The sequence below is a fragment of the Streptomyces sp. NPDC005195 genome (assembly GCF_040608315.1).
Lineage (GTDB): Bacteria > Actinomycetota > Actinomycetes > Streptomycetales > Streptomycetaceae > Streptomyces > Streptomyces kaempferi.
The window spans coordinates 1-19,553 of the sequence record NZ_JBEXHZ010000009.1 but is presented as its reverse complement, the minus strand read 5'-3'; the positions used below and the strand labels follow the sequence as shown (position 1 = coordinate 19,553).

Sequence of the window (19,553 nt, the reverse complement as noted above, 5' to 3'; positions counted from 1 at the left end):
CACGGTACCGCCAACTCGGGGCGGGCAGCCGGGCAGGACCCTCCCGAGCTTCGGCCGGGTCAGCCGAGCAGGACCACTTCGACCTCGGTGCCGGGCTCGATCGAGGTGGTGTCCTCGGGCACGACGATCAGCGCGTCGGCGTGCGCGAGGGCCGCGACCAGGTGGGATCCGGCGCCGCCGACGGGTGTCACCCTGCCGTCCTCGTACGTTCCCCGCAGGAACTGCCGCCGTCCCGGGGGCGAGGTCAGCGCCTTCCCGGTCTCCAGGGTCGCTCTGGCGGTGGGGCGGTGGACGTCGTCCACGCCCATGAGCGTGCGGATCGCGGGACGGACGAACAGTTCGAAGGAGACGTACGACGACACGGGGTTGCCCGGCAGGGCGAGCAGCGGGGTGTGCTCGGGGCCGATGGAGCCGAAGCCCTGGGGCTTGCCGGGCTGCATGGCGAGTTTGCGGAAGTCGACGCCGGCGCCCGCCTCGTCCTCGTCCCCCACCGAGGACAGGGCCTCCTTGACGACGTCGTACGCGCCGACGCTCACGCCACCGGTGGTGACCAGCAGGTCGGCGCGGATGAGCTGGTCCTCGATGGTGGAGCGGAGTGTCTCGGCGTCGTCGGCGACCGCGCCCACGCGGTAGGCGATGGCCCCGGCGTCGCGGGCGGCGGCGCACAGGGCGAAGCTGTTCGAGTCGTAGATCTGGCCGGTGTCCAACGGCTCGCCCGGCTGGACCAGTTCGCTGCCGGTGGACAGGACGACCACCCGCGGGCGGGGGCGCACGCGGACGGTGCCGCGGCCGATCGCGGCCAGCAGGCCGATCTGCGGGGGGCCGAGGACCGTACCCGCCGCGAGGGCGAGGTCGCCCGCCCGCACGTCGCTGCCCTTCGCGCGCACATGGGCGCGTGCTTCGGCCGGGCGGTGCACCCGCACCTGCCCGGAGGCGCCCTCGGGGGCGGTGCTGTGGGCGCGCATCCCGGAGACCGGACCCTCGCCGAGTCCTCCGTCGGTCCACTCCACCGGGACGACGGCTTCGGCACCGGGCGGCAGCGGGGCGCCGGTCATGATGCGGGCGGCCTGCCCCGGACCCACGTGCGGCAGCTCGGACCGGCCCGCCGCGACGTCACCGACGACGGTGAGGACCGCCGGATACTCCTCGCCGGCGCCCGAGACATCCGCGACCCGCACCGCGTACCCGTCCATCGAACTGTTGTCGAACGGCGGCAGGGAGACCGGCACCGTGACGTCCTCGACCAGGACACAGCCCTGGGCGTCGAGGAGTTGCAGCTCGATGGGTTCGAGGGGGCGGACGGTCGCGAGGATGTCCTCCAGGTGGTCGTCCACCGACCAGAGACGGTCCTGGCCGGTGGTGCGGGCGGCGGCAGCGCTGCTCAAGATCCCTGCATCTCCTCGGCTACGTAACTGCGAAGCCAGGTCCGGAAGTCCGGGCCCAGGTCTTCACGTTCGCACGCGAGTCTGACAATGGCACGCAGGTAGTCGCCGCGGTCCCCGGTGTCATAGCGGCGGCCCTTGAAGACGACGCCGTGCACCGGGCCGCCGACCTTCTCGTCGGCGGCGAGCTGCTGGAGGGCGTCGGTGAGCTGGATCTCGCCGCCGCGGCCCGGCTCGGTCTGGCGCAGTATGTCGAAGATGTGGGGGTCGAGGACATAGCGTCCGATGATGGCGTAGTTGCTGGGCGCGTCCGCCGGGTCGGGCTTCTCGACCAGGCCGGTCACCTTGACCAGGTCGCTCTCACCGGTGGTCTCCACGGCGGCGGAGCCGTAGAGGTGGATCTGCTCGGGCTCGACCTCCATCAGCGCGATGACACTGCCGCCGTGCCGCTCCTGGACCTCGACCATGCGGGCGAGCAGGGGATCGCGGGGGTCGATCAGGTCGTCGCCGAGGAGCACCGCGAAGGGCTCGTGGCCGACGTGCGGGGCCGCGCACAGGACCGCGTGGCCGAGGCCCTTGGGGTCGCCCTGGCGCACGTAGTGCATGGTCGCGAGGTCGCTGGACTCCTGGACCTTGGCGAGCCGCCCGGCGTCGCCCTTCTTCTGGAGGGCCGACTCCAGCTCGTAGTTGCGGTCGAAGTGGTCCTCGAGGGGGCGCTTGTTGCGTCCCGTGATCATCAGGACGTCGTCGAGACCCGCCGACGCGGCCTCTTCGACCACGTACTGGATCGCCGGCTTGTCGACGACCGGCAGCATCTCCTTGGGAGTGGCCTTCGTGGCCGGAAGGAACCGGGTGCCGAGGCCTGCTGCGGGGATGACAGCCTTGCTGATCCTGGGGTGCGACTCAGTCATGCCCGTAACCATATCCGGTGCCTATGAGCAGAATCTGTGGCTCCGGTCAGTTGGCCATCATATGAGCACATAAAGAACCACGGGGAGCGATCTGTGCATCACGCCGGACGTGAGGCCGAGCCTGACAAGCGAATGTTGCGCCAAGGATTCCTGGCGGTGAGAAGCAGGTTGACAGCCGGTGACCTGCGGGAGACCGCCGAGGCCCTGGCCGCGCGCGCGCTGGAACTGCCGGAACTGGCGCACGCGCACACGGTGGCCGCGTATGTCTCCGTGGGGAGCGAGCCGGGCACCCTCGCGCTCCTGGACGCGCTGCACGCCCGCGGCGTGCGCGTCCTACTGCCGGTCCTCATGGCCGACAACGACCTGGACTGGGGCGCCTACGCGGGCGAGGGCTCCCTCACCCGCGTCCGACACGGCGGGCGGATGGCCCTCTTGGAGCCCGCGGGTGAGCGCCTGGGCCCCGAGTCCGTCCAGGAGGCCGACGCCGTCCTGCTGCCCGGCCTGGCGGTGGACCGGCGCGGACTGCGGCTGGGGCGCGGCGGAGGCTCGTACGACCGCGTACTGGCCCGCCTGGAACGCGCGGGGACGGATCCGGTCCTGGTGGTGCTCCTGTACGACACCGAGGTCGTCGAGGACGTCCCACGGGAGCCGCACGACCGGCCGGTGCACGCGGCGGTGACACCTTCGGGGGTCCGGCGCTTCCGGTGACGTGCCCCGTGGCGGCCGAGCCGGGCCCGGGCGGCCCGGCGAACACCGCGGGACACGGAAGGGGCCCTCCACGCGTGCGTGGAGGGCCCCTTCCGTGCATGCCGTCAGCGCCTCACGGCTTGAGCACCAGGGTGTCGCTCGTGCTCTTGTCGACCGCCTTCGCCGAGAAGGACCATGGCAGCAGTTCGCCCTTGGCCCACTTGTCCGTCTGGTCGGTGTAGTGCGCGCTGTAGGCGTGCCCGGACGCTCCGGAGAGGTTGATCCACTTCGACTTGTCGAGATCGTCGAGGTTGACCACCATCCGCATCGACGGCACCCAGACCACTCCGTAGCCGCCCGCGGCGTTCCAGCCGGTCGCGTTGACCGTCGCCTCGCCGCCACCGAGCTTCCAGGGGCCGCGGTTGAGCATGTACTTCAGGAAGGCGGGGCCCTCGGTGCCCAGGGTCTGGTTCTTCAGGAACAGGCGGTGCAGCCGGCCCCAGTTCCAGGTGTCGAGGTCCTTGCCGAGCTTGGCGGTCAGCTCCCAGCGGGCGTCCTTCATGGCCCGTACGAACAGCTCGTCACGGGTGTCGATCGCCTTGTCGAGGCGCGTCTTGGGCGCCTTCCACCAGTCGTTGTGCTCATCGTCGATGATCTTGCGGACCACCTCGAACCAGCGGTCGCCGCCGTCCGGCTGCGCCTGGTCGGCGTCGCGCTGACCGCACTCGAGGACCCTCCGGTCGTCGTCCGCGGGACCGGTGGTGTCGACCGGATCGACGTACAGGCACTGCCCCTTGACCCGCAGCTCCTTGGGCAGCTTGTTGCCGAAGGCCAGCTTGAGGATGTTGCGCCAGACCGCGTTGAAGTACGCGGCCGCCGCGGAGTCGGCGTCCTGGGTGTAGTCCCAGCCCTCCAGGAGCTTCTGTGTCTCACGGACGTTCTTGTCGGCGATGTCCAGCTTGAGCAGCTTGGGCACGATCTGCGCCGCGATCGCGCTGCTGTTGTCCAGCTGCATCTGCCGCATGTCGTCGGGCGAGATCTTGCCGCCGCCGCCGGTCTTCGTCGTGATCAGATCGGCGATCCGCTGGCTGCGCGCGCCGTAGCCCCAGTCCGTGGTGAGCGTGTAGGGGTACTTGTCCTTGTCGACGACGGCCTGGTTGGCGGTCACGATGTAGCCGCGCTTCGGATTGAACTCGTAGGGCAGCTCGGCCTGCTTGATGTACTGGCCGGTCCACGCGTACTTGGAGTCCCAGCCGGGCGCCGGAAGCGAGCCGTCGTCGCCCTTGGCGCGGATCGGGATCCTGCCGGGCAGCTGGTAGCCGATGTTGCCCGCGGTGTCGGCGTAGACCAGGTTCTGCGAGGGCACGTCGAAGGACGCGGACGCCTGGCGGAACTCGTTCCAGTCCGATGCCCGGTCGATCCGGAAGACGGCGTCCATGGAGGTGCCGGGGTCCAGGGCGGTCCAGCGCAGCGCTATGGCGTAGCCGTCGCCGCGGTCGGGAGCCGCCGTGTCGACGGTGGCCTTCTTGCCGACCTTGACCAGCTCGTCGTCACGGTCGGACAGCAGGGGTCCGTTGTTGGTCGCGCGCACGACGATGGTCTTGTCGGCGCCGCCCGCGACCTTGATCGTCTCCTTGCGGGTGGAGAAGGGGCGCACCTTGCCGTCGTACTGGTAGCCCTCGCCGGTGATCTTCTCCAGGTACAGGTCGGTGACGTCGACCCCGGAGTTGGTCATGCCCCAGGCGATCTTCTGGTTATGGCCGATTATCACGCCGGGCATGCCCGCGAAGGTGTAGCCGGAGACGTCGTACTGGCACTTGCTGGAGACGCTGGTGCAGTGCAGGCCCATCTGGTACCAGACCGAGGGCAGCGAGGGCGACAGGTGCGGGTCGTTTGCCAGCAGCGGCTTGCCGGTGATGGTGTGCCTGCCGTCGACGACCCACGAGTTGGAGCCGATGCCGTTGCCGTTCACACCGACGGCCGTGGGCACGTCGTCGAGCACGCTGTAGAGCTTGGAGAGCTGGCTCTGCAGACCGCCCGGCGCCGTCGTGTCGCCCGCCAGCCCGGTGCCCGCCGTGGACTGCGTGGTGCCGCCGGAGATCGTCGACGCCTTCGGCGCGTACGTCTGCGTGGCGCTGTCGTACGCGCCCTCCTGCGTGATCGTCTTGTTCCGGTCGTACGGGTACTCCGGGTACAGGTCGGCGATCTGCTTCGGGCCCAGACGGCTGGTCATCAGGGAGCGGTCGATCTCCTCCTGCATGTTGCCGCGCAGGTCCCAGGCCATCGCCTTGAGCCAGGCCACCGAGTCGACCGGGGTCCACTCCTGGGGCTTGTAGTCGTTGGTGAAACCGAGGGCCGCGTACTCCAGGGAGATGTCCTTGCCGTCCTTGCCCTTCAGGTAGGCGTTGACTCCCTTGGCGTACGCCTGCAGGTACTTCTTCGTGGAGGCCGACAGCTTGGTGTCGTACTCCTCCTTGGCGACCCGGTTCCAGCCCAGCGTCCGCAGGAACTCGTCGTTCTCGACCTGGCCCTTGCCGAACATCTCGGAGAGCCGGCCCGAGGTCATGTGCCGGCGCACGTCCATCTCGTAGAACCGGTCCTGCGCCTGGACGTAGCCCTGGGCCATGAACAGGTCGGCGTCGGAGGACGCGTAGATCTGCGGGATCCCGTAGCCGTCCCGCTTCACGCCGACGGGCCCGGAGAGCCCCTCGAGCGTGAGGGAGCCCTTGGTCTGCGGGAAGGAGGAACGGACGGTGCTGACTCCCCAGTACCCCCCGTAGGCCATGCCCCCGATCAGGGCCAGAACCAGGACGATCAGGATCAGACGGGCGCGGCGCCCCTTCTTCCTGCCGGACTTGCCGGGCTTTTGGCCGGAAGAGGCGGTGGTGTTCGGGGGCATCGCTGTCCTTGCTGTCCTCACGCGAGCGGCAGGCGGTCCTGGAGTGCTGGAGCAACCATAGGCGCAGGGCTCACCGCGCCTTGACGCGGAGTCGGGTACCCGGACGGCCGAGCGTTTGATCTCGGCCCCGGGAACGTCAAGAAAGCGTCAAGAGTTAGGTAAGGTAACGAAGTACTTGGACCGCTGTACCGACTTCCGGCGTTCGGATCGACCTGCTCGGACCCCGTGCCCGGATCGGCGAGAAGGGAACGGCCGCTGACTGTCCACCACCTCAACCAGCTCCTGCTCGTCTGCTCGCTCGTCCTGCTCGTCGCGGTGGCAGCGGTTCGGATCTCCTCACGCAGCGGGCTCCCCAGCCTGCTCGTCTACCTGGGCATCGGCATGGCCATGGGCCAGGACGGCGTCGGCGACATCCATTTCAGCAACACCGAGCTGACCCAGGTCATCGGATACGCGGCCCTGGTCGTGATCCTGGCCGAGGGCGGCCTCGGCACGAAGTGGAAGGAGATCAGACCGGTCCTTCCGGCCGCCGCCTCGCTGGCGCTGGTCGGTGTCGCGGCGAGCGTGGGGGTCACCGCCACCGCCGCCCACTACCTGATCGACCTGGAGTGGCGGCAGGCACTCATCATCGGCGCGGTGGTGTCCTCGACGGACGCGGCGGCGGTCTTCTCGGTGCTGCGCAAGGTCCCCCTCCCCTCCCGCGTGACGGCCGTCCTGGAGGCCGAATCGGGCTTCAACGACGCCCCGGTGGTCATCCTCGTCGTCGCGTTCAGCACGGCGGGTCCCGTGGAGCACTGGTACGTGCTGGTGGGAGTGATAGCCCTGGAACTGGCCATCGGCGCGGCCATGGGCCTCGCGGTCGGCTGGCTCGGCTCCTGGGGGCTGCGGCACGTGGCGCTGCCCGCCTCCGGGCTCTACCCGATCGCCGTGATGGCGATCGCCGTCACCGCCTACGCGGCCGGCGCCCTCGCTCACGGCAGCGGCTTCCTCGCCGTGTACCTCGCCTCGATGACGCTCGGCAACGCCAAGCTGCCGCACTGGCCCGCCACCCGGGGCTTCGCCGAGGGACTCGGCTGGATCGCCCAGATCGGCATGTTCGTCCTGCTCGGCCTGCTGGTCACGCCGCACGAGATGGGCGACGACATCTGGCCCGCGCTCGTCATCGGCCTGGCGCTGACCGTGGTGGCCCGGCCCCTGAGCGTCTTCGCCGCCCTGGTGCCCTTCCGCATCCCCTGGCAGGAGCGGACGCTGATGTCCTGGGCGGGGCTGCGCGGCGCCGTGCCCATCATCCTGGCGACCATTCCGATGGTGAGCGGCATCGAGGAGAGCCGCCGGATCTTCAACATCGTCTTCGTCCTGGTCGTCGTCTACACCCTCATCCAGGGGCCCACGCTGCCCTGGCTGGCCCGCACGCTGCGGCTGGGCGAGTCCACGGGCCCGGCCGACCTGGGCATCGAATCGGCGCCCCTGGAGCGGCTGCGCGGGCATCTGCTGTCCGTGGCGATCCCCAAGGGGTCGCGCATGCACGGCGTCGAGGTGGCCGAGCTGCGCCTGCCCGCGGGCGCCGCCGTCACCCTCGTCGTCCGCGAAGGGACCTCCTTCGTGCCGCTGCCCACGACGGTGCTGCGACGCGGCGACGAACTGCTGGTGGTGGCCACCGACCCGGTCCGCGACGCGGCCGAGCGACGGCTGCGCGCGGTGGGCCAGGGCGGCAAACTGGCGGACTGGCTGGGCCCCCTGGGCGGCGGCAGCGGACGCTGAGACGGCGGAAATCCACCCCGTTGCGCATTCACAGGCCAGCGGTGCGGTGGTGCTCGTTTTCACAGGCACCGCATACCTCTCCACCTGTACCATGAAGGCATACTTTGATCGAACCAACTCTGCCTGACGCAGAGCTGGCGCGACCGTATGGCGGTCGCGGTGCCCTTGCAGGGGGCGGCGCGGCATCTACCGCAGTTCCGCGCAAGAGGACAGCTCTCGGCGCCCCCGCACGGGCGCGCTACCAGGCGGCAGAAAGGCACGGGCCGTGGCATCCACGGTCACCTCCCGCCCCGGGTACGGACAGCTGCTGCGCACCCGCGGCGCCTGGACGTTCCTGCTTCCCGGTTTCGCGGCGCGCCAGCCGTTCGCGATGCTGACCATCTCCCTCGTGCTCCTCGTCCAGCACACCACCGGCTCGTACGGGGCCGCCGGCGCCGTCGCCGCGGCCACCGGCGTCTCCATGGCGCTGTTCGCTCCCCTCACCGGCCGTCTCGCCGACCGTCACGGGCAGCGGGCCGTCCTGCTGCCCGGCGTCCTGGTGCACGTCCTGGCCGCCCTCTGCCTGACCGCCCTGGCCCTGTCGGACGCCCCTCTGTGGGCCCTTTTCCTCGCCGCCGTGCCGACCGGCGCCTCGGTGCCTCAGATCGGGCCCATGGTGCGCGCCCGCTGGGGCGTGAAACTCCAGGACTCGCCCCTGATGAGCACCGCGGCGGCCTTCGAGTCCGTGACGGACGAGCTGACCTTCGTCCTGGGCCCGCTGGTCGCGACCGCCCTGTGCACCACCGTGCACCCGGCGGCGGGCCTGCTGACCGAGGCCACGCTGACCCTGGTCGGCGGCCTCCTCTTCGCCGCGCAGAAGAGCACCCAGCCCGCCACCGCCCGCGAGGGGCACGCGCGCGTGGAGCACGGTTCCGCGCTGCGGATCCCCGGGGTGCGTGTACTGATCGTGACCTTCCTGGGCATCGGCTCCGTCTTCGGCGGCATGCAGGTCTCGCTCGCCGCGTTCAGCGAGTCCATCGGCGAGCCCGGCATGAACGGCATCCTGTACGGCGTCTTCGCCGCCGGGAACATGCTGTCGGGCGTCGTCTGCGGCGCCGTCGCCTGGAAGGTGGCCCACCGGCGACGCCTCGTCATCGGGTACGCCGCCCTCACGCTCACCGCCTCGGGACTGTGGGCCGCCCACTCGGTGACCCTGCTCATCGGCATCGGGTTCCTGGTCGGCATGTGCATCGCTCCGGCCCTGATCACCGGCTACACCCTGGTCGAGGGACTGGTGCCGGCCGGTGCCCGCACCGAGGCCTTCACCTGGCTGACCGGTGCCGTCGCCCTCGGCCAGGCCGCGGCCGTCACGGTGGCCGGGCAGATGGAGGACCGCCTGTGGGACGGCGCCGGATTCCTGGTGCCGATGGGCGGTACGGCCCTGGCGCTGGTCACCCTGGTGGCCCTGCGTTCACGGCTCGTGACACGACCCGCCGGCCGCACCGTCGCACGTGGCGTCGGTCACCGAGTGCCGGTGACAGTGGACTGATCTCTCGGAATACGTCAGTATGGATCGTCGTTAGCACTCACTGAGTGAGAGTGCCAGGAGGAAGACAAGTGCCGACCTACCAGTACCAGTGCACCGAGTGCGGCGAGGGCCTCGAGGCGGTGCAGAAGTTCACCGACAACGCCCTGACCGAGTGCCCCAACTGCGGTGGCCGCCTGAAGAAGGTGTTCTCGGCCGTCGGCATTGTCTTCAAGGGCTCCGGCTTCTACCGCAATGACAGCCGCGGCTCCTCGTCGACCAGCTCGCCGGCGTCCAAGCCGTCGACGCCCTCACCGGCGGCGTCGTCTTCTTCGTCATCGTCTTCGTCATCGACGACCTCGTCGTCGGAGTCGAAGTCGTCGGGCAGCGGTTCGTCCAGCAGCTCCGCCGCGTAGTCCGCCCCGCGGGACGCGATTCCTACCGGACCCTGCCGTCACCGACGGCAGGGTCTTCGGCGTGCCTCGGGCCCGGCTAGGGTGCGGTCCATGGCGAACACGGAGAACCCAGTGGACCCGGCCGGGGAGCAGGCGCCCGGCGTGGCCGAGATCGGCGTCATCGGCGGCTCGGGCTTCTACTCCTTCCTCGACGACGTGACCGAGATACAGGTGGACACCCCCTACGGGCCGCCCAGCGATTCCCTGTTCCTGGGCGAGATCGCCGGGCGACGGGTCGCCTTCCTGCCACGCCACGGCCGCGGCCACCATCTGCCGCCGCACCGCATCAACTACCGGGCCAACCTGTGGGCGCTGCGGTCCGTCGGCGCCCGGCAGATCCTCGGGCCCTGCGCGGTGGGCGGCCTGCGCCCCGAGTACGGGCCGGGCACGCTGCTCGTGCCGGACCAGATGGTCGACCGGACGAAGACGCGGGCGCAGACGTACTTCGACGGACTGCCGCTGCCGGACGGCACGGTGCCGAACGTGGTGCACGTGTCGCTGGCCGACCCCTACTGCCCCGTCGGCCGCGAGGCCGCTCTGGAGGCGGCGCGCGGGCGGGACTGGGAGCCGGTGGACGGCGGCACGCTCGTGGTGGTCGAGGGGCCGCGGTTCTCCACTCGCGCCGAGTCGCTGTGGCATCAGGCGCAGGGCTGGTCCGTGGTGGGCATGACCGGCCATCCCGAGGCCGCGCTCGCCCGTGAACTCGAGCTCTGTTATACGTCGTTGACCCTGGTCACCGACCTGGACGCGGGCGCGGAGGCCGGCGAGGGCGTCTCCCACGACGACGTCCTCAAGGTGTTCGCGGCCAACGTGGACCGGCTGCGGAGCGTGCTGTTCGACGTGGTGGCGGGGCTGCCGGAGAACGGAACGCGGGACTGCCTGTGCACGACGGCGATGGGGGGCATGGACCCGGGGTTCCCACTGCCGTGACGGTCGGCGGGCGGGATGGGGCGAAGTGCGGACGGACCTGCGGGAAGACCGGTCGGCGCGTGCGGAACTCCTCGTTTGGGTGAGGGAGTTGTCCACAAATCGTCGGTGATCCACCGGCTCCGACGGGATTCGCCGCGAGGCCTCATCGTGGGATCGCAAGCCCGGTCCCTCGTCGCAGGTGGTGGTTCCCCATGGCCCAGCTCTCCCCCTCCTCCTCCCGCCCGATCCCCACGGCCCCCGTCCTCCCCTGGGACGCGGAGGTCCCCGCGGGACAGCCCTTGGACGCGTACACAGGGCCGCCCCTGGACGCGTACGCGAGGCCGCCCGTGGACCCGTACGACGTGGACGACCCGCGTCCGCCGGGCGTGGACGCGCCCCCGACCTGCGAAGTGCCGCAGTTCCCGCCCGTTCGCGTGCGCGGCGGCCGGTATCGGCTGCGGCGCCTCTCCCGGCACCGGCGGCGGGCCGTGGCCGCGGGGCTCGCGGTCACGGCGGCGGCCCTCGTGGCGGCCGGCCCCCGAGCCGCGGAGCGGGCACGCGGCCACCCGGCGTCCTCGGCCTCGGTGCCGGCTCTGTCCGCACCCACGTCCGCCGCCTCCTCCCCTTCTGGCTCCGGTGCCGGTTCCGCTTCCTCGTCCCGTTCCGCTTCCGGTTCCGTACGGGGGGCCGGCGGGGTCGAGATGGTGGCGGCGCCGGTGCGGATCGCCGACGCGGCCACGGTGCGGCTTCTCGGGCCCGGGGATCGTGTCGACGTGATCGCGTCGGACGGCCGCGGCCAGGGGCGCGTGGTCGCGGCCGGGGCCCGGGTGAGCGCGGTGCCGGACTCCGGCGGTACCGAGCCCGGTGCGCTGGTCGTGCTGTCCGTGCCCCGGCCCACCGCGGCACGGCTGGCCGGTGCGGGCATCACCTCACGGCTGGCGGTGACACTGTGCTGAGGACTCCGCCGGATATCGAATCGGTGTCAAGTCCCACACGGGAGCTGCGGAATTGGACAGCCCCGGCATGCCCTGCCGTAGGTTGCGGAGCTGTTTGTTCCACAACTTGTGCAGAGGGGCCTCTTGGTGAGCGAGAAGCAACAACCCGGCGTTTGGCAAGGTTTCAAGACCTTCCTCATGCGGGGCAATGTCATCGATCTGGCCGTCGCGGTGGTCATCGGAGCGGCCTTCACCAACATCGTCAACTCGGTGGTGAAGGGCATCATCAACCCGATGGTGGGCGCGATCGGCACGAAGAACCTGGACAGTTACAACTCCTGTCTGAAGGGGCCGTGCCACGGCAGCGGGGACACCGCCACGGGCGTCCGCGTCATGTGGGGTTCGGTGCTGGGCGCCACGCTCAGCTTCGTGATCACCGCGGCCGTCGTCTACTTCCTGATGGTCCTGCCGATGTCGAAGTTCCTGGCCCGGCAGGCGGCCCGCCAGAAGGCGAGGGAGGGCACCCAGGAAGTCATCGAGGTGTCCGAGCTGGAAGTGCTCAAGGAGATCCGCGACGCCTTGCTCGCTCAGCGCGGTTCGGGGCAGAGGCCCAGCTAGGGAGCGGCGCCGCGGGGACCGGGAGGGGGCCGGTCCCGAAGGCGCCGGGGCCGCGTCGGCGGCCCCGCTGCCCGGCTCAGAGGTGGTGGGGCGGCTTCTCGTCGAGGAAACGCTTCAGGTCGGCGGCGCTGTCGGCGTCGCCGCCCGGCCGCTCGCCCCATCCCCGGTCCGTGTCGTCAAGGGACTGCTGGCTCAGCGGGTCGTCGAAGACCAGCGTCGGCTTCCGCGGAGCGGGGCGTACCTCCCCGGACGACTCGGTGCGCGGTTCCGGGGCATCGCTTGGTTCGGGCGCGGGGGTGGTACTCATGCGTCCAGGGTACGCCGAGAGCATGCCGGCCCCTCGCGCCACAACCGGCGGATCAGGCCCCCCACGTGGGCGTTCCGGGTCCTTTTCTGCTGTGCTTGGCCGCATGACGTCCAGTTCCGCTTCCGAATCCGCACCGACGCCCGGCACCTCCCGGCTCGGGCCCCTGCGCAGGATGACCGCCCGGGGGCGGGACGAGGCGCACCGGGTCGCGACGCCTCTGGAGCTCTTCTTCGACCTGTGTTTCGTCGTGGCGATCGCCCAGGCCGGCGCCGAGCTGGTGCACTCCATGGCCGGGGGTCACGCGGGCGAGGGCATCCTCAACTACGTGATGATCTTCTTCGCCATCTGGTGGGCGTGGATGAACTTCACGTGGTTCGCCTCGGCGTACGACAACGACGACGCGCTCTTCCGGGTGGTCACGTTGGTGCAGATCGCCGGTGTGCTGGTGCTCGCCGCCGGGGTGTCGCGGGCGTTCGAGAACCACGTCTTCCTGGCTGTCTGGCTCGGCTACGCGATCATGCGGTTCGCACTGATCACCCAGTGGCTGCGGGCGTCGCGCTCCGCCGAGGGCGCCGAGAGAACGATGGCGCTGCGGTACGCGGTCGGCGTGCTGCTGTGCCAGGTCGGCTGGCTGGGCCTGCTGGTCCTGCCGGAGTCGGGCCGCGGCTGGGTGTTCCTGGTGATGGCGCCCTTGGAGATGTGCGTCCCGCTGTACGCGGAGAAGGACTACGTCACCTCGTGGCACGCGCACCACATCTCCGAGCGGTTCGGCCTGTTCACGATCATCGTGCTCGGCGAGTCGATCTCCGCGGCCACGGTCGCCGTGAAGACGGGCGTCGACGAGCACGACGCGCTGGGCCACCTGCTGCCGATCGCCGTGGGCGGCCTGCTGATCGTGTTCGCCGCCTGGTGGATCTACTTCGCGGTGCCCATCCACGGCTTCCTGCGGTCCAACAGACAGTCGTTCCTGTGGGGGTACGGCCACTACCTGATCTTCGCGTCGGCGGCCGCGATCGGCGCGGGTCTGGAGGTCGCGGTCGAGCAGGCGGTCGGCAAGGCGCACATCTCGACGCTCGCCGCGTCCGCCGCGGTGACACTGCCGACGGCGCTCTACTTCCTCATGGTGTGGCTCCTGCACGCGCGCCACTTCAAGGTGGGCACCGCTCAGCAACTGACCCTGCCCACGGCCGCGTTGCTGATGATCCTGTGCACCTTCCTGGGCGACTGGGCGGTGCTCGTGGCGGGAATCGTGGCGACTTCGACCGTGACGGTGGGAGTGATCCTGACCGCGCGGATGACCGCACCGGAGAGACGAGGGACGGCGGGCGCCGCGTAAGGGCCGCACGAGCGACGCGGGGCACGGGCGGACGGGCGGGCGGGCGCGGAGGAGGCGCGGGACGGAGGGGGAGCGCCGAGGGCGGGGTGGGGGAAACACTGAGCCCATGACAGTTGACGCTCTGACAGATGTCGCGGGGCTGCGCGTGGGGCACGCGACACGCATCGGCGACGGTTGGCTCACCGGCACCACGGTGGTGCTCGCTCCCCCGGGCGGCGCCGTCGCGGCCGTCGATGTGCGCGGCGGTGGACCCGGCACCAAGGAGACCGACGCGCTCGACCCGCGCAATCTGGTGCAGAAGGTCGAGGCGGTCGTCCTGACCGGCGGCAGCGCGTACGGGCTGGACTCCGCGTCCGGGGTGATGGCCTGGCTGGAGGAGCGGGGGCGTGGCGTGCGGGTGGGCGTCGATCCGGCGCACGTCGTGCCGGTGGTGCCCGCCGCCTGCGTCTTCGACCTGGGCCGCGGCGGCGACTTCCGGGCACGGCCGGACGCGGCCACGGGCAGGGCCGCGGTCGAGGCGGCCGGCACGAGTGGACCGGGCGCCCCGGTGGCGGAAGGGTGCGTGGGCGCGGGCACGGGGGCGACGGTCGGGGCGGTCAAGGGCGGGGTCGGGTCGGCGAGCGCCGTGCTCGACTCGGGGATCACGGTGGCCGCGCTGGTGGTGGCCAACGCCGCGGGATCGGCGGTGGATCCGGAGACGGGGGCGCTGTACGGGGAGTTGCTGGGGGGCGGGCGGGCGGAGTACCCCGCGCCCGGGGTCCAGGAGGCGGCTCGGAAGCGGCTCGCCGAGGCCGCCGCGAGGAACGCGCCGCCGCCGTTGAACACCACGCTCGCCGTCGTCGCGACCGACGCCGTCCTCACCCGGGCGCAGGCGCACAAACTCGCCGGGACGGCACACGACGGCATCGCCCGCGCGGTGCGGCCGGTACATCTGCTCAACGACGGGGACACGGTGTTCGCGCTGGCCACCGGCGTCCGGCCGCTCGCCGCCGGGGACCCGCTCGCGCTCAACGAGATTCTTGCGGCCGGCGCGGACCTGGTGACACGGGCGATCGTACGGGCGGTGCGGGCGGCCGGGCCGGTGGACGGTCCGGGCGGGATGTGGCCGTCGTACGAGGAGTTGTACGGGAGCCGGTAGTCGATAACCAGTGGCCGACAACCTGTGGCCGGTGCCGGTAGCCCACATCCGATGGCCGGTGGCCGATGCCAGTGGCCGGTGGCCGGTGGCCGGTGGCCGGTGGCCGGTGGCCGGTGGCCGGTGGCTCCAGGGTGGTCCCGAAGGGGGCGATTGTCCCGGTTCTGTCACCGGATGGCGTCAGGCGGAAATCGTGGGAACCCTTCTCTTCACCGCTGGCTCTTTCCCCACGCACCGGAGCGGATCACCCACACCACAAGGAACTGGAGAAGCCCGTGAATACGCCGAACTCAGCAGCGCGGCGCGCACTGGGGGCCTGTGCCGCCCTGATGGTCGGCGCCCTCGCCCTCACCGCCTGCGGTGGCAACGCCAGTGCCGACACCGAAGGCAAGGGCGGCAAGAACAGCAGCGGCTCCGCCAAGACGTCCACGGCGAAGATCGCCATCTCGGCCAAGGACGGTTCGACGAGCGCGTCCATCAACGCGACCGGCGTCAAGGTCAGCGACGGCAAACTGACGGACGTGAAGATGACGCTGTCGGGGAGCGGTGCCGCCGTACCGGGGGCGATAACCGCGGACGGCGACAGTTGGCAGCCCAAGGCGCAGCTGGAGCGTGGGACGAAGTACCAGATCTCGGCCACCGCGAAGGACGCGAGCGGGCGCACGGCCGCCGCCAACTCCATTTTCACCACGGTCTCTTCGAGCAACAGCTTCATCGGTACGTACACGCCCGACAACGGCAGCACGGTCGGCGTCGGGATGCCGGTCTCCTTCACCTTTGACAAGGCGATCAGCAAGCCGAAGGCCGTGCGGTCGCACATCAGCGTCACTTCCAGCAGCGGGCAGCAGGTGGTCGGGCACTGGTTCGGCGCGCAGCGGCTCGACTTCCGGCCCGAGCAGTACTGGAAGGCCGGCTCCAAGGTGACGATGAAGATCGACCTGGACGGCGTCGAGGGGGCGAACGGCGTCTTCGGCGTGCAGAAGAAGACGGTCACCTTCACCGTCGGCCGCTCCCAGGTCTCCACGGTCGACGTCACCACACAGACCATGACGGTGGTGCGGGACGGCAAGACCCTCAAGTCGGTGCCGATCTCGGCCGGCAGCCCGGAGCACACCACGTACAACGGGCAGATGGTGATCTCCGAGAAGTTCACGCAGACGCGGATGAACGGCTCGACGGTGGGCTACGGCGGCGAGTACGACATCCCGGACGTGCCGCACGCGATGCGCCTGACGTCGTCGGGGACGTTCGTCCACGGCAACTACTGGTACAACCGCGGGAATCCGCCCTTCGGCCGGCAGGGCACCAGCCACGGCTGCGTCGGGATGGCCGATGTGCAGGGTGCGCAGGGGGACACGACCGCCCGGTGGTTCTACGACAACTCCCTGGTCGGGGACGTCGTGACGGTGAAGAACTCGCCCGACAAGACGGTCGCGCCCGACAACGGGCTGAACGGCTGGAACATGTCGTGGAGCGCGTGGACCGCGGGAAATACCGCCTGACGGAGCGCCGTTGACGTGGAGGCGGGCCGTGTGGGAACTTGCCGCGCGGCCCGCTCGTTTTTGTGTCCGTACGTTTTCTCGGTTCCCAGGAATGATGTCGGACCGAGGGGCTACGGTATGCACCCACAAGGTGACATGCAGCAACGCCGGGAGAAACCTTGAGCGTTCCGTACGAGACAGCAGCGTACGAACCACCCGAGTCGCCCGAGTCTCCGGAGGAGCACCTCGCGCGACTCCTCGGCCGTGCCCTGAACTCCTTCGAGCTGCCCGACGAGGCGATACGTCGGCTCGACTGCGCGCTGGCGCACGACAGTTCCCTGCACTCCGCGCACCACAGCGCGGGGCTGCACCGCGAGACGTACCGGCACACCTGGCTGCTCGCCGACGGCTCCGCGGTCACGTTGTGGGAGCTCGTGCACAACACGGCGCCGGGAAGCGAGCCGCAGCACGAGGTGTACGTCGACGAGGAGGAGTTGCGTGCCGCCACGGCGCGGCTGCCGCTGCCGCCGGACGCGCCGGACTTCGAGTTGCCGGTGATGGTCGGGCTGTCGCCGATCCCCGAGCCGCGGCACGCGTACGTGCCCGACGACTCGGCGGATCACGCGCGGCGTCTGCTGCGGCGCGCGGAGAACGCGGACCGGCCGGGTCCCGACCTCACGACGCCGCTGTTGCGGACCGCGTTCGCGCACCAGATCACCCAGGCCTTCGGCCGCCCCTGCCGGGCGGGCCAGGTGGGCCTGTGCTTCTCGCTCTACGAGCACGCGTTCCTGCTCCGCGACGGCCGGGAGATCTCCCTGTGGGAGGTCGAGCACACGGCGACGCCGGACGGTCGGCACATGTGCGAGGTCTACCCGACGGAGGACGCGGCCCGCGCCGCGATGGAACGCCGGGCAGCACGACTCGGCTGACCCGACGCGGCCGGCCCGATGCGACCGGCCTGGCGCGGCTGACCCGACGCGGCCAGCCTGATGCGGTCGACCCGAAGCGGCCCGCTCGACGCGGCTGACACCCCTGGGCTGTCACGACGCGGCCGGGACGACTCCGCACACGGCGATCCCGCGGGTGCCCGCGCGCCGGCCCGGACGGGTACGGGGCACACCTGCGGCCCGGGGTGACGGGCGTGCGAGCGGGGCCCGATGTCACAACCGCGCGGATGCGCCCCGGTGTCGCCGGGCCCGCGGGTGCGGCGGCGCGGGGCACGCGTTCTACGGGCGGCTGTCGCTGAACTGCCGTACCAGGCCCGCGAACGCGGCGCGCTCTTCGGGGGTGAGCTCGACGGACTCGGCGACGGGGCCGGAGCGCCGTTGGTGGGGCATCGCCCGCAGCACGGCTCCGTGGGACCTCGTGGACCGCATGGGCCCCAGAAGTCCCACGGCGCGGGCCCGGCGCGCCAGACGGATCAGACCGATGGCCCAGACGACGGTCAAGAGGGCGAGGACGGCCACGCCTATCAACTGGGAGATCGATACATGCTCAGGCATACGCACCAGTAGACACCACGGTCCGGGGCTTGGCCCCGGACCGTGACGTATATCGCAGATGCCGCGAAGGTGTCGATCTCTCACAGGTGCGGTGAACGGCTCACCACCGCCCCAATCGGGCGGACGGGGGCGCGTCTCAGGCCGCGACCGGCTCCGTGGTGTCGGCCTTCGTGGCTATCGGAGCGTCCGCGACATCCGCGCCCGCACCGGCGGAAGCCTGCTTCCGCATGCCCTTCAGGACGACCACCAGGGCCGTGGTGACACAGACGCCGGCCGCGATGGCGATCAGGTAGAGGAACGGGTTGCCGATCAGCGGGACCACGAAGATGCCACCGTGCGGGGCCCGCAGCGTCGCGCCGAAGATCATCGAAAGGGCTCCGGTGACCGCACCGCCCGCCATGGCGGAGGGAATGACGCGCAGCGGGTCGGCGGCCGCGAACGGGATCGCGCCCTCCGAGATGAAGGAGGCGCCCAGGACCCAGGCCGCCTTGCCGTTCTCACGCTCGGTCTGGGTGAAGAGCTTGCCGCGCACTGTCGTGGCGAGGGCCATGGCGAGCGGCGGGACCATACCGGCCGCCATCACGGCCGCCATGATCTTCATGGCCGAGTCACTGGGGCTGGCGACCGCGATACCGGCGGTGGCGAAGGTGTACGCGACCTTGTTGACCGGCCCACCGAGGTCGAAGCACATCATCAGGCCCAGCAGCGCGCCGAGCAGGACGGCGTTGGAACCGGTGAGGCCGTTGAGCCAGTCGGTCATGCCCTTCTGCGCGGAGGCGATGGGCTTGCCGATGACCACGAACATCAGGAACCCGACGACCGCCGCGGAGATCAGCGGGATCACCACCACCGGCATGATGCCGCGCAGGGCCGCCGGGATCCGCACCTTCTGGATCCCGATCACCACACCACCGGCGAGGAGACCGGCGGCCAGTCCGCCGAGGAAGCCGGCGTTGATGGTGAGGGAGATCGCCCCGCCGACGAAGCCGGGCACGATACCGGGCCGGTCCGCCATGCCGTAGGCGATGTAGCCGGCCAGCACCGGGACGAGGAACCCGAAGGCGACGCCGCCGATCTGGAAGAGCAGCGCGCCCCAGCTGTCCCCCTGCGTCCACACGAAGTGGTCCATCACCGACGGCGCCTTGTTGATCTGGTAGCCGCCGATCGCGAACCCGAGGGCGATCAGCAGACCGCCGGCCGCGACGAACGGGACCATGTAACTCACGCCGGACATCAGCCATTTGCGGAGCATGGAGCCGTAGCCCTCACCGGCAGCACCGGCGCGCTCCACCGGCGTGCCGGATGCGGAGCCCGCGGTGACCTCGCCGCGCTCCGCCTTGCCGCGGACCTCGGAGATCAGCTCGGTGGGCCGGTTGATGCCCGCCTTCACACCGACGTCCACGGTCGGCTTCCCGGCGAACCGGTCCTTGTCCCGTACGGGCACGTCGTGCGCGAAGATCACGCCGTCCGCGTCCGCGATGACCGCCGGGTCGAGCCGGGTGAATCCGGCCGAGCCCTGTGTCTCGACGACGAGTTCGACGCCCGCCGCGCGGCCCGCGTTCTCCAGCGACTCGGCCGCCATGTAGGTGTGCGCGATACCGGTGGGGCAGGAGGTGACGGCGACGATACGGAACGGACGCGCGCCGGTGGTGCCCGTGGCGGGGGGGGGGGGGGGGGCCCCCCACAACACCACCCCGACGCCGGGCACCACCGCCGCCCCCACCGCCCCCC

At 70.8% G+C, this 19,553-nt stretch carries 17 protein-coding genes; 11 read left to right on the top strand and 6 right to left on the bottom strand.

Features of this window, described 5'->3' with window-relative positions; translation table 11 throughout:
• Nucleotides 1-59: 59 nt before the first annotated feature.
• Together glp and galU are read right to left on the bottom strand one after the other, a co-directional pair.
• Nucleotides 60-1,385 (bottom strand): gephyrin-like molybdotransferase Glp, encoded by a 1,326-nt coding sequence (gene glp / locus ABZV34_RS12810; protein WP_356274252.1) that lies wholly within the window; start codon nucleotides 1,383-1,385, stop codon nucleotides 60-62.
• Nucleotides 1,382-2,293 (bottom strand): UTP--glucose-1-phosphate uridylyltransferase GalU, encoded by a 912-nt coding sequence (gene galU / locus ABZV34_RS12805; protein ID WP_356274249.1) that lies wholly within the window; start codon nucleotides 2,291-2,293, stop codon nucleotides 1,382-1,384. The genes glp and galU overlap by 4 nt, the downstream gene beginning before the upstream one ends.
• A 132-nt stretch (nucleotides 2,294-2,425) precedes the next feature.
• Here galU and ABZV34_RS12800 point away from each other — a divergent pair, with 132 nt between their 5' ends.
• On the top strand, nucleotides 2,426-3,001 hold the full coding sequence (locus ABZV34_RS12800; RefSeq protein ID WP_356274246.1) for a 5-formyltetrahydrofolate cyclo-ligase: 576 nt from the start codon (nucleotides 2,426-2,428) through the stop codon (nucleotides 2,999-3,001).
• Between the two features lie 112 nt (nucleotides 3,002-3,113).
• On the opposite strand, the gene ABZV34_RS12795 is transcribed toward ABZV34_RS12800, so the two are convergent.
• A complete protein-coding gene (locus tag ABZV34_RS12795; RefSeq protein ID WP_356274243.1) occupies nucleotides 3,114-5,879 on the bottom strand; it encodes a penicillin acylase family protein in 2,766 nt (921 codons plus the stop codon).
• A gap of 225 nt (nucleotides 5,880-6,104) precedes the next feature.
• Between ABZV34_RS12795 and ABZV34_RS12790 the strand changes: the two genes are divergently transcribed.
• From ABZV34_RS12790 to mscL, 6 genes are all read left to right on the top strand, one after another.
• The gene (locus tag ABZV34_RS12790; protein WP_356274240.1) at nucleotides 6,105-7,640 is read left to right on the top strand and encodes a potassium/proton antiporter; all 1,536 of its coding nucleotides are present in this window, start codon (nucleotides 6,105-6,107) and stop codon (nucleotides 7,638-7,640) included.
• 265 nt (nucleotides 7,641-7,905) lie between these two features.
• Nucleotides 7,906-9,168, top strand: a complete 1,263-nt coding sequence (locus tag ABZV34_RS12785; protein WP_356274237.1) for an MFS transporter — start codon at nucleotides 7,906-7,908, stop codon at nucleotides 9,166-9,168.
• Nucleotides 9,169-9,236: 68 nt separating this feature from the next.
• Nucleotides 9,237-9,560, top strand: coding sequence for an FmdB family zinc ribbon protein (locus ABZV34_RS12780; RefSeq protein ID WP_356274234.1), 324 nt, complete (start codon nucleotides 9,237-9,239; stop codon nucleotides 9,558-9,560).
• Between the two features lie 90 nt (nucleotides 9,561-9,650).
• A complete protein-coding gene (locus ABZV34_RS12775; protein ID WP_356274231.1) occupies nucleotides 9,651-10,529 on the top strand; it encodes an S-methyl-5'-thioadenosine phosphorylase in 879 nt (292 codons plus the stop codon).
• 191 nt (nucleotides 10,530-10,720) lie between these two features.
• Complete coding sequence (locus ABZV34_RS12770; protein WP_356274228.1) at nucleotides 10,721-11,464, top strand: hypothetical protein; 744 nt, start codon at nucleotides 10,721-10,723, stop codon at nucleotides 11,462-11,464.
• 126 nt (nucleotides 11,465-11,590) lie between these two features.
• Entirely contained in the window at nucleotides 11,591-12,061 is a 471-nt protein-coding gene (mscL, locus tag ABZV34_RS12765; RefSeq protein WP_356274225.1) for a large conductance mechanosensitive channel protein MscL, read from the top strand.
• A gap of 76 nt (nucleotides 12,062-12,137) precedes the next feature.
• Here the strand turns inward: mscL and ABZV34_RS12760 are convergent, their stop codons facing one another.
• Nucleotides 12,138-12,368 carry a hypothetical protein gene (locus ABZV34_RS12760; RefSeq protein WP_356274222.1) on the bottom strand — a complete coding sequence of 77 codons (231 nt, stop codon included), beginning with the start codon at nucleotides 12,366-12,368 and terminating at the stop codon, nucleotides 12,138-12,140.
• Nucleotides 12,369-12,471: 103 nt separating this feature from the next.
• Here ABZV34_RS12760 and ABZV34_RS12755 point away from each other — a divergent pair, with 103 nt between their 5' ends.
• The 4 genes from ABZV34_RS12755 to ABZV34_RS12740 all read left to right on the top strand — a co-directional run bounded on the left by ABZV34_RS12755 (nucleotide 12,472) and on the right by ABZV34_RS12740 (nucleotide 17,249).
• Nucleotides 12,472-13,704, top strand: a complete 1,233-nt coding sequence (locus ABZV34_RS12755; RefSeq protein ID WP_356274220.1) for a low temperature requirement protein A — start codon at nucleotides 12,472-12,474, stop codon at nucleotides 13,702-13,704.
• A gap of 106 nt (nucleotides 13,705-13,810) precedes the next feature.
• Complete coding sequence (locus ABZV34_RS12750; protein WP_356274217.1) at nucleotides 13,811-14,842, top strand: P1 family peptidase; 1,032 nt, start codon at nucleotides 13,811-13,813, stop codon at nucleotides 14,840-14,842.
• 272 nt (nucleotides 14,843-15,114) lie between these two features.
• Nucleotides 15,115-16,341: an Ig-like domain-containing protein gene (locus ABZV34_RS12745; protein WP_356274214.1), complete on the top strand. Its 1,227-nt coding sequence runs from the start codon at nucleotides 15,115-15,117 to the stop codon at nucleotides 16,339-16,341.
• A 158-nt stretch (nucleotides 16,342-16,499) separates the two neighbouring features.
• Nucleotides 16,500-17,249, top strand: coding sequence for a DUF6227 family protein (locus tag ABZV34_RS12740; RefSeq protein ID WP_356274211.1), 750 nt, complete (start codon nucleotides 16,500-16,502; stop codon nucleotides 17,247-17,249).
• 297 nt (nucleotides 17,250-17,546) lie between these two features.
• On the opposite strand, the gene ABZV34_RS12735 is transcribed toward ABZV34_RS12740, so the two are convergent.
• Both ABZV34_RS12735 and ABZV34_RS12730 read right to left on the bottom strand, forming a co-directional pair.
• Nucleotides 17,547-17,822, bottom strand: coding sequence for a hypothetical protein (locus ABZV34_RS12735; protein WP_356274208.1), 276 nt, complete (start codon nucleotides 17,820-17,822; stop codon nucleotides 17,547-17,549).
• A gap of 136 nt (nucleotides 17,823-17,958) precedes the next feature.
• Nucleotides 17,959-19,553 (bottom strand): fructose-specific PTS transporter subunit EIIC (locus ABZV34_RS12730; RefSeq protein ID WP_356274205.1); only part of this gene is annotated, 1,595 nt, incomplete at its 5' end.

Coding starts and splice junctions, on each gene's coding strand:
- galU (WP_356274249.1), bottom strand. CDS start 2,293: ATGACTGAGTCGCACCCCAGGATCAGCAAGGCTGTCATCCCCGCAGCA.
- ABZV34_RS12800 (WP_356274246.1), top strand. CDS start 2,426: ATGTTGCGCCAAGGATTCCTGGCGGTGAGAAGCAGGTTGACAGCCGGT.
- ABZV34_RS12795 (WP_356274243.1), bottom strand. CDS start 5,879: ATGCCCCCGAACACCACCGCCTCTTCCGGCCAAAAGCCCGGCAAGTCC.
- ABZV34_RS12775 (WP_356274231.1), top strand. CDS start 9,651: ATGGCGAACACGGAGAACCCAGTGGACCCGGCCGGGGAGCAGGCGCCC.
- ABZV34_RS12770 (WP_356274228.1), top strand. CDS start 10,721: ATGGCCCAGCTCTCCCCCTCCTCCTCCCGCCCGATCCCCACGGCCCCC.
- ABZV34_RS12760 (WP_356274222.1), bottom strand. CDS start 12,368: ATGAGTACCACCCCCGCGCCCGAACCAAGCGATGCCCCGGAACCGCGC.
- ABZV34_RS12755 (WP_356274220.1), top strand. CDS start 12,472: ATGACGTCCAGTTCCGCTTCCGAATCCGCACCGACGCCCGGCACCTCC.
- ABZV34_RS12750 (WP_356274217.1), top strand. CDS start 13,811: ATGACAGTTGACGCTCTGACAGATGTCGCGGGGCTGCGCGTGGGGCAC.
- ABZV34_RS12735 (WP_356274208.1), bottom strand. CDS start 17,822: ATGCCTGAGCATGTATCGATCTCCCAGTTGATAGGCGTGGCCGTCCTC.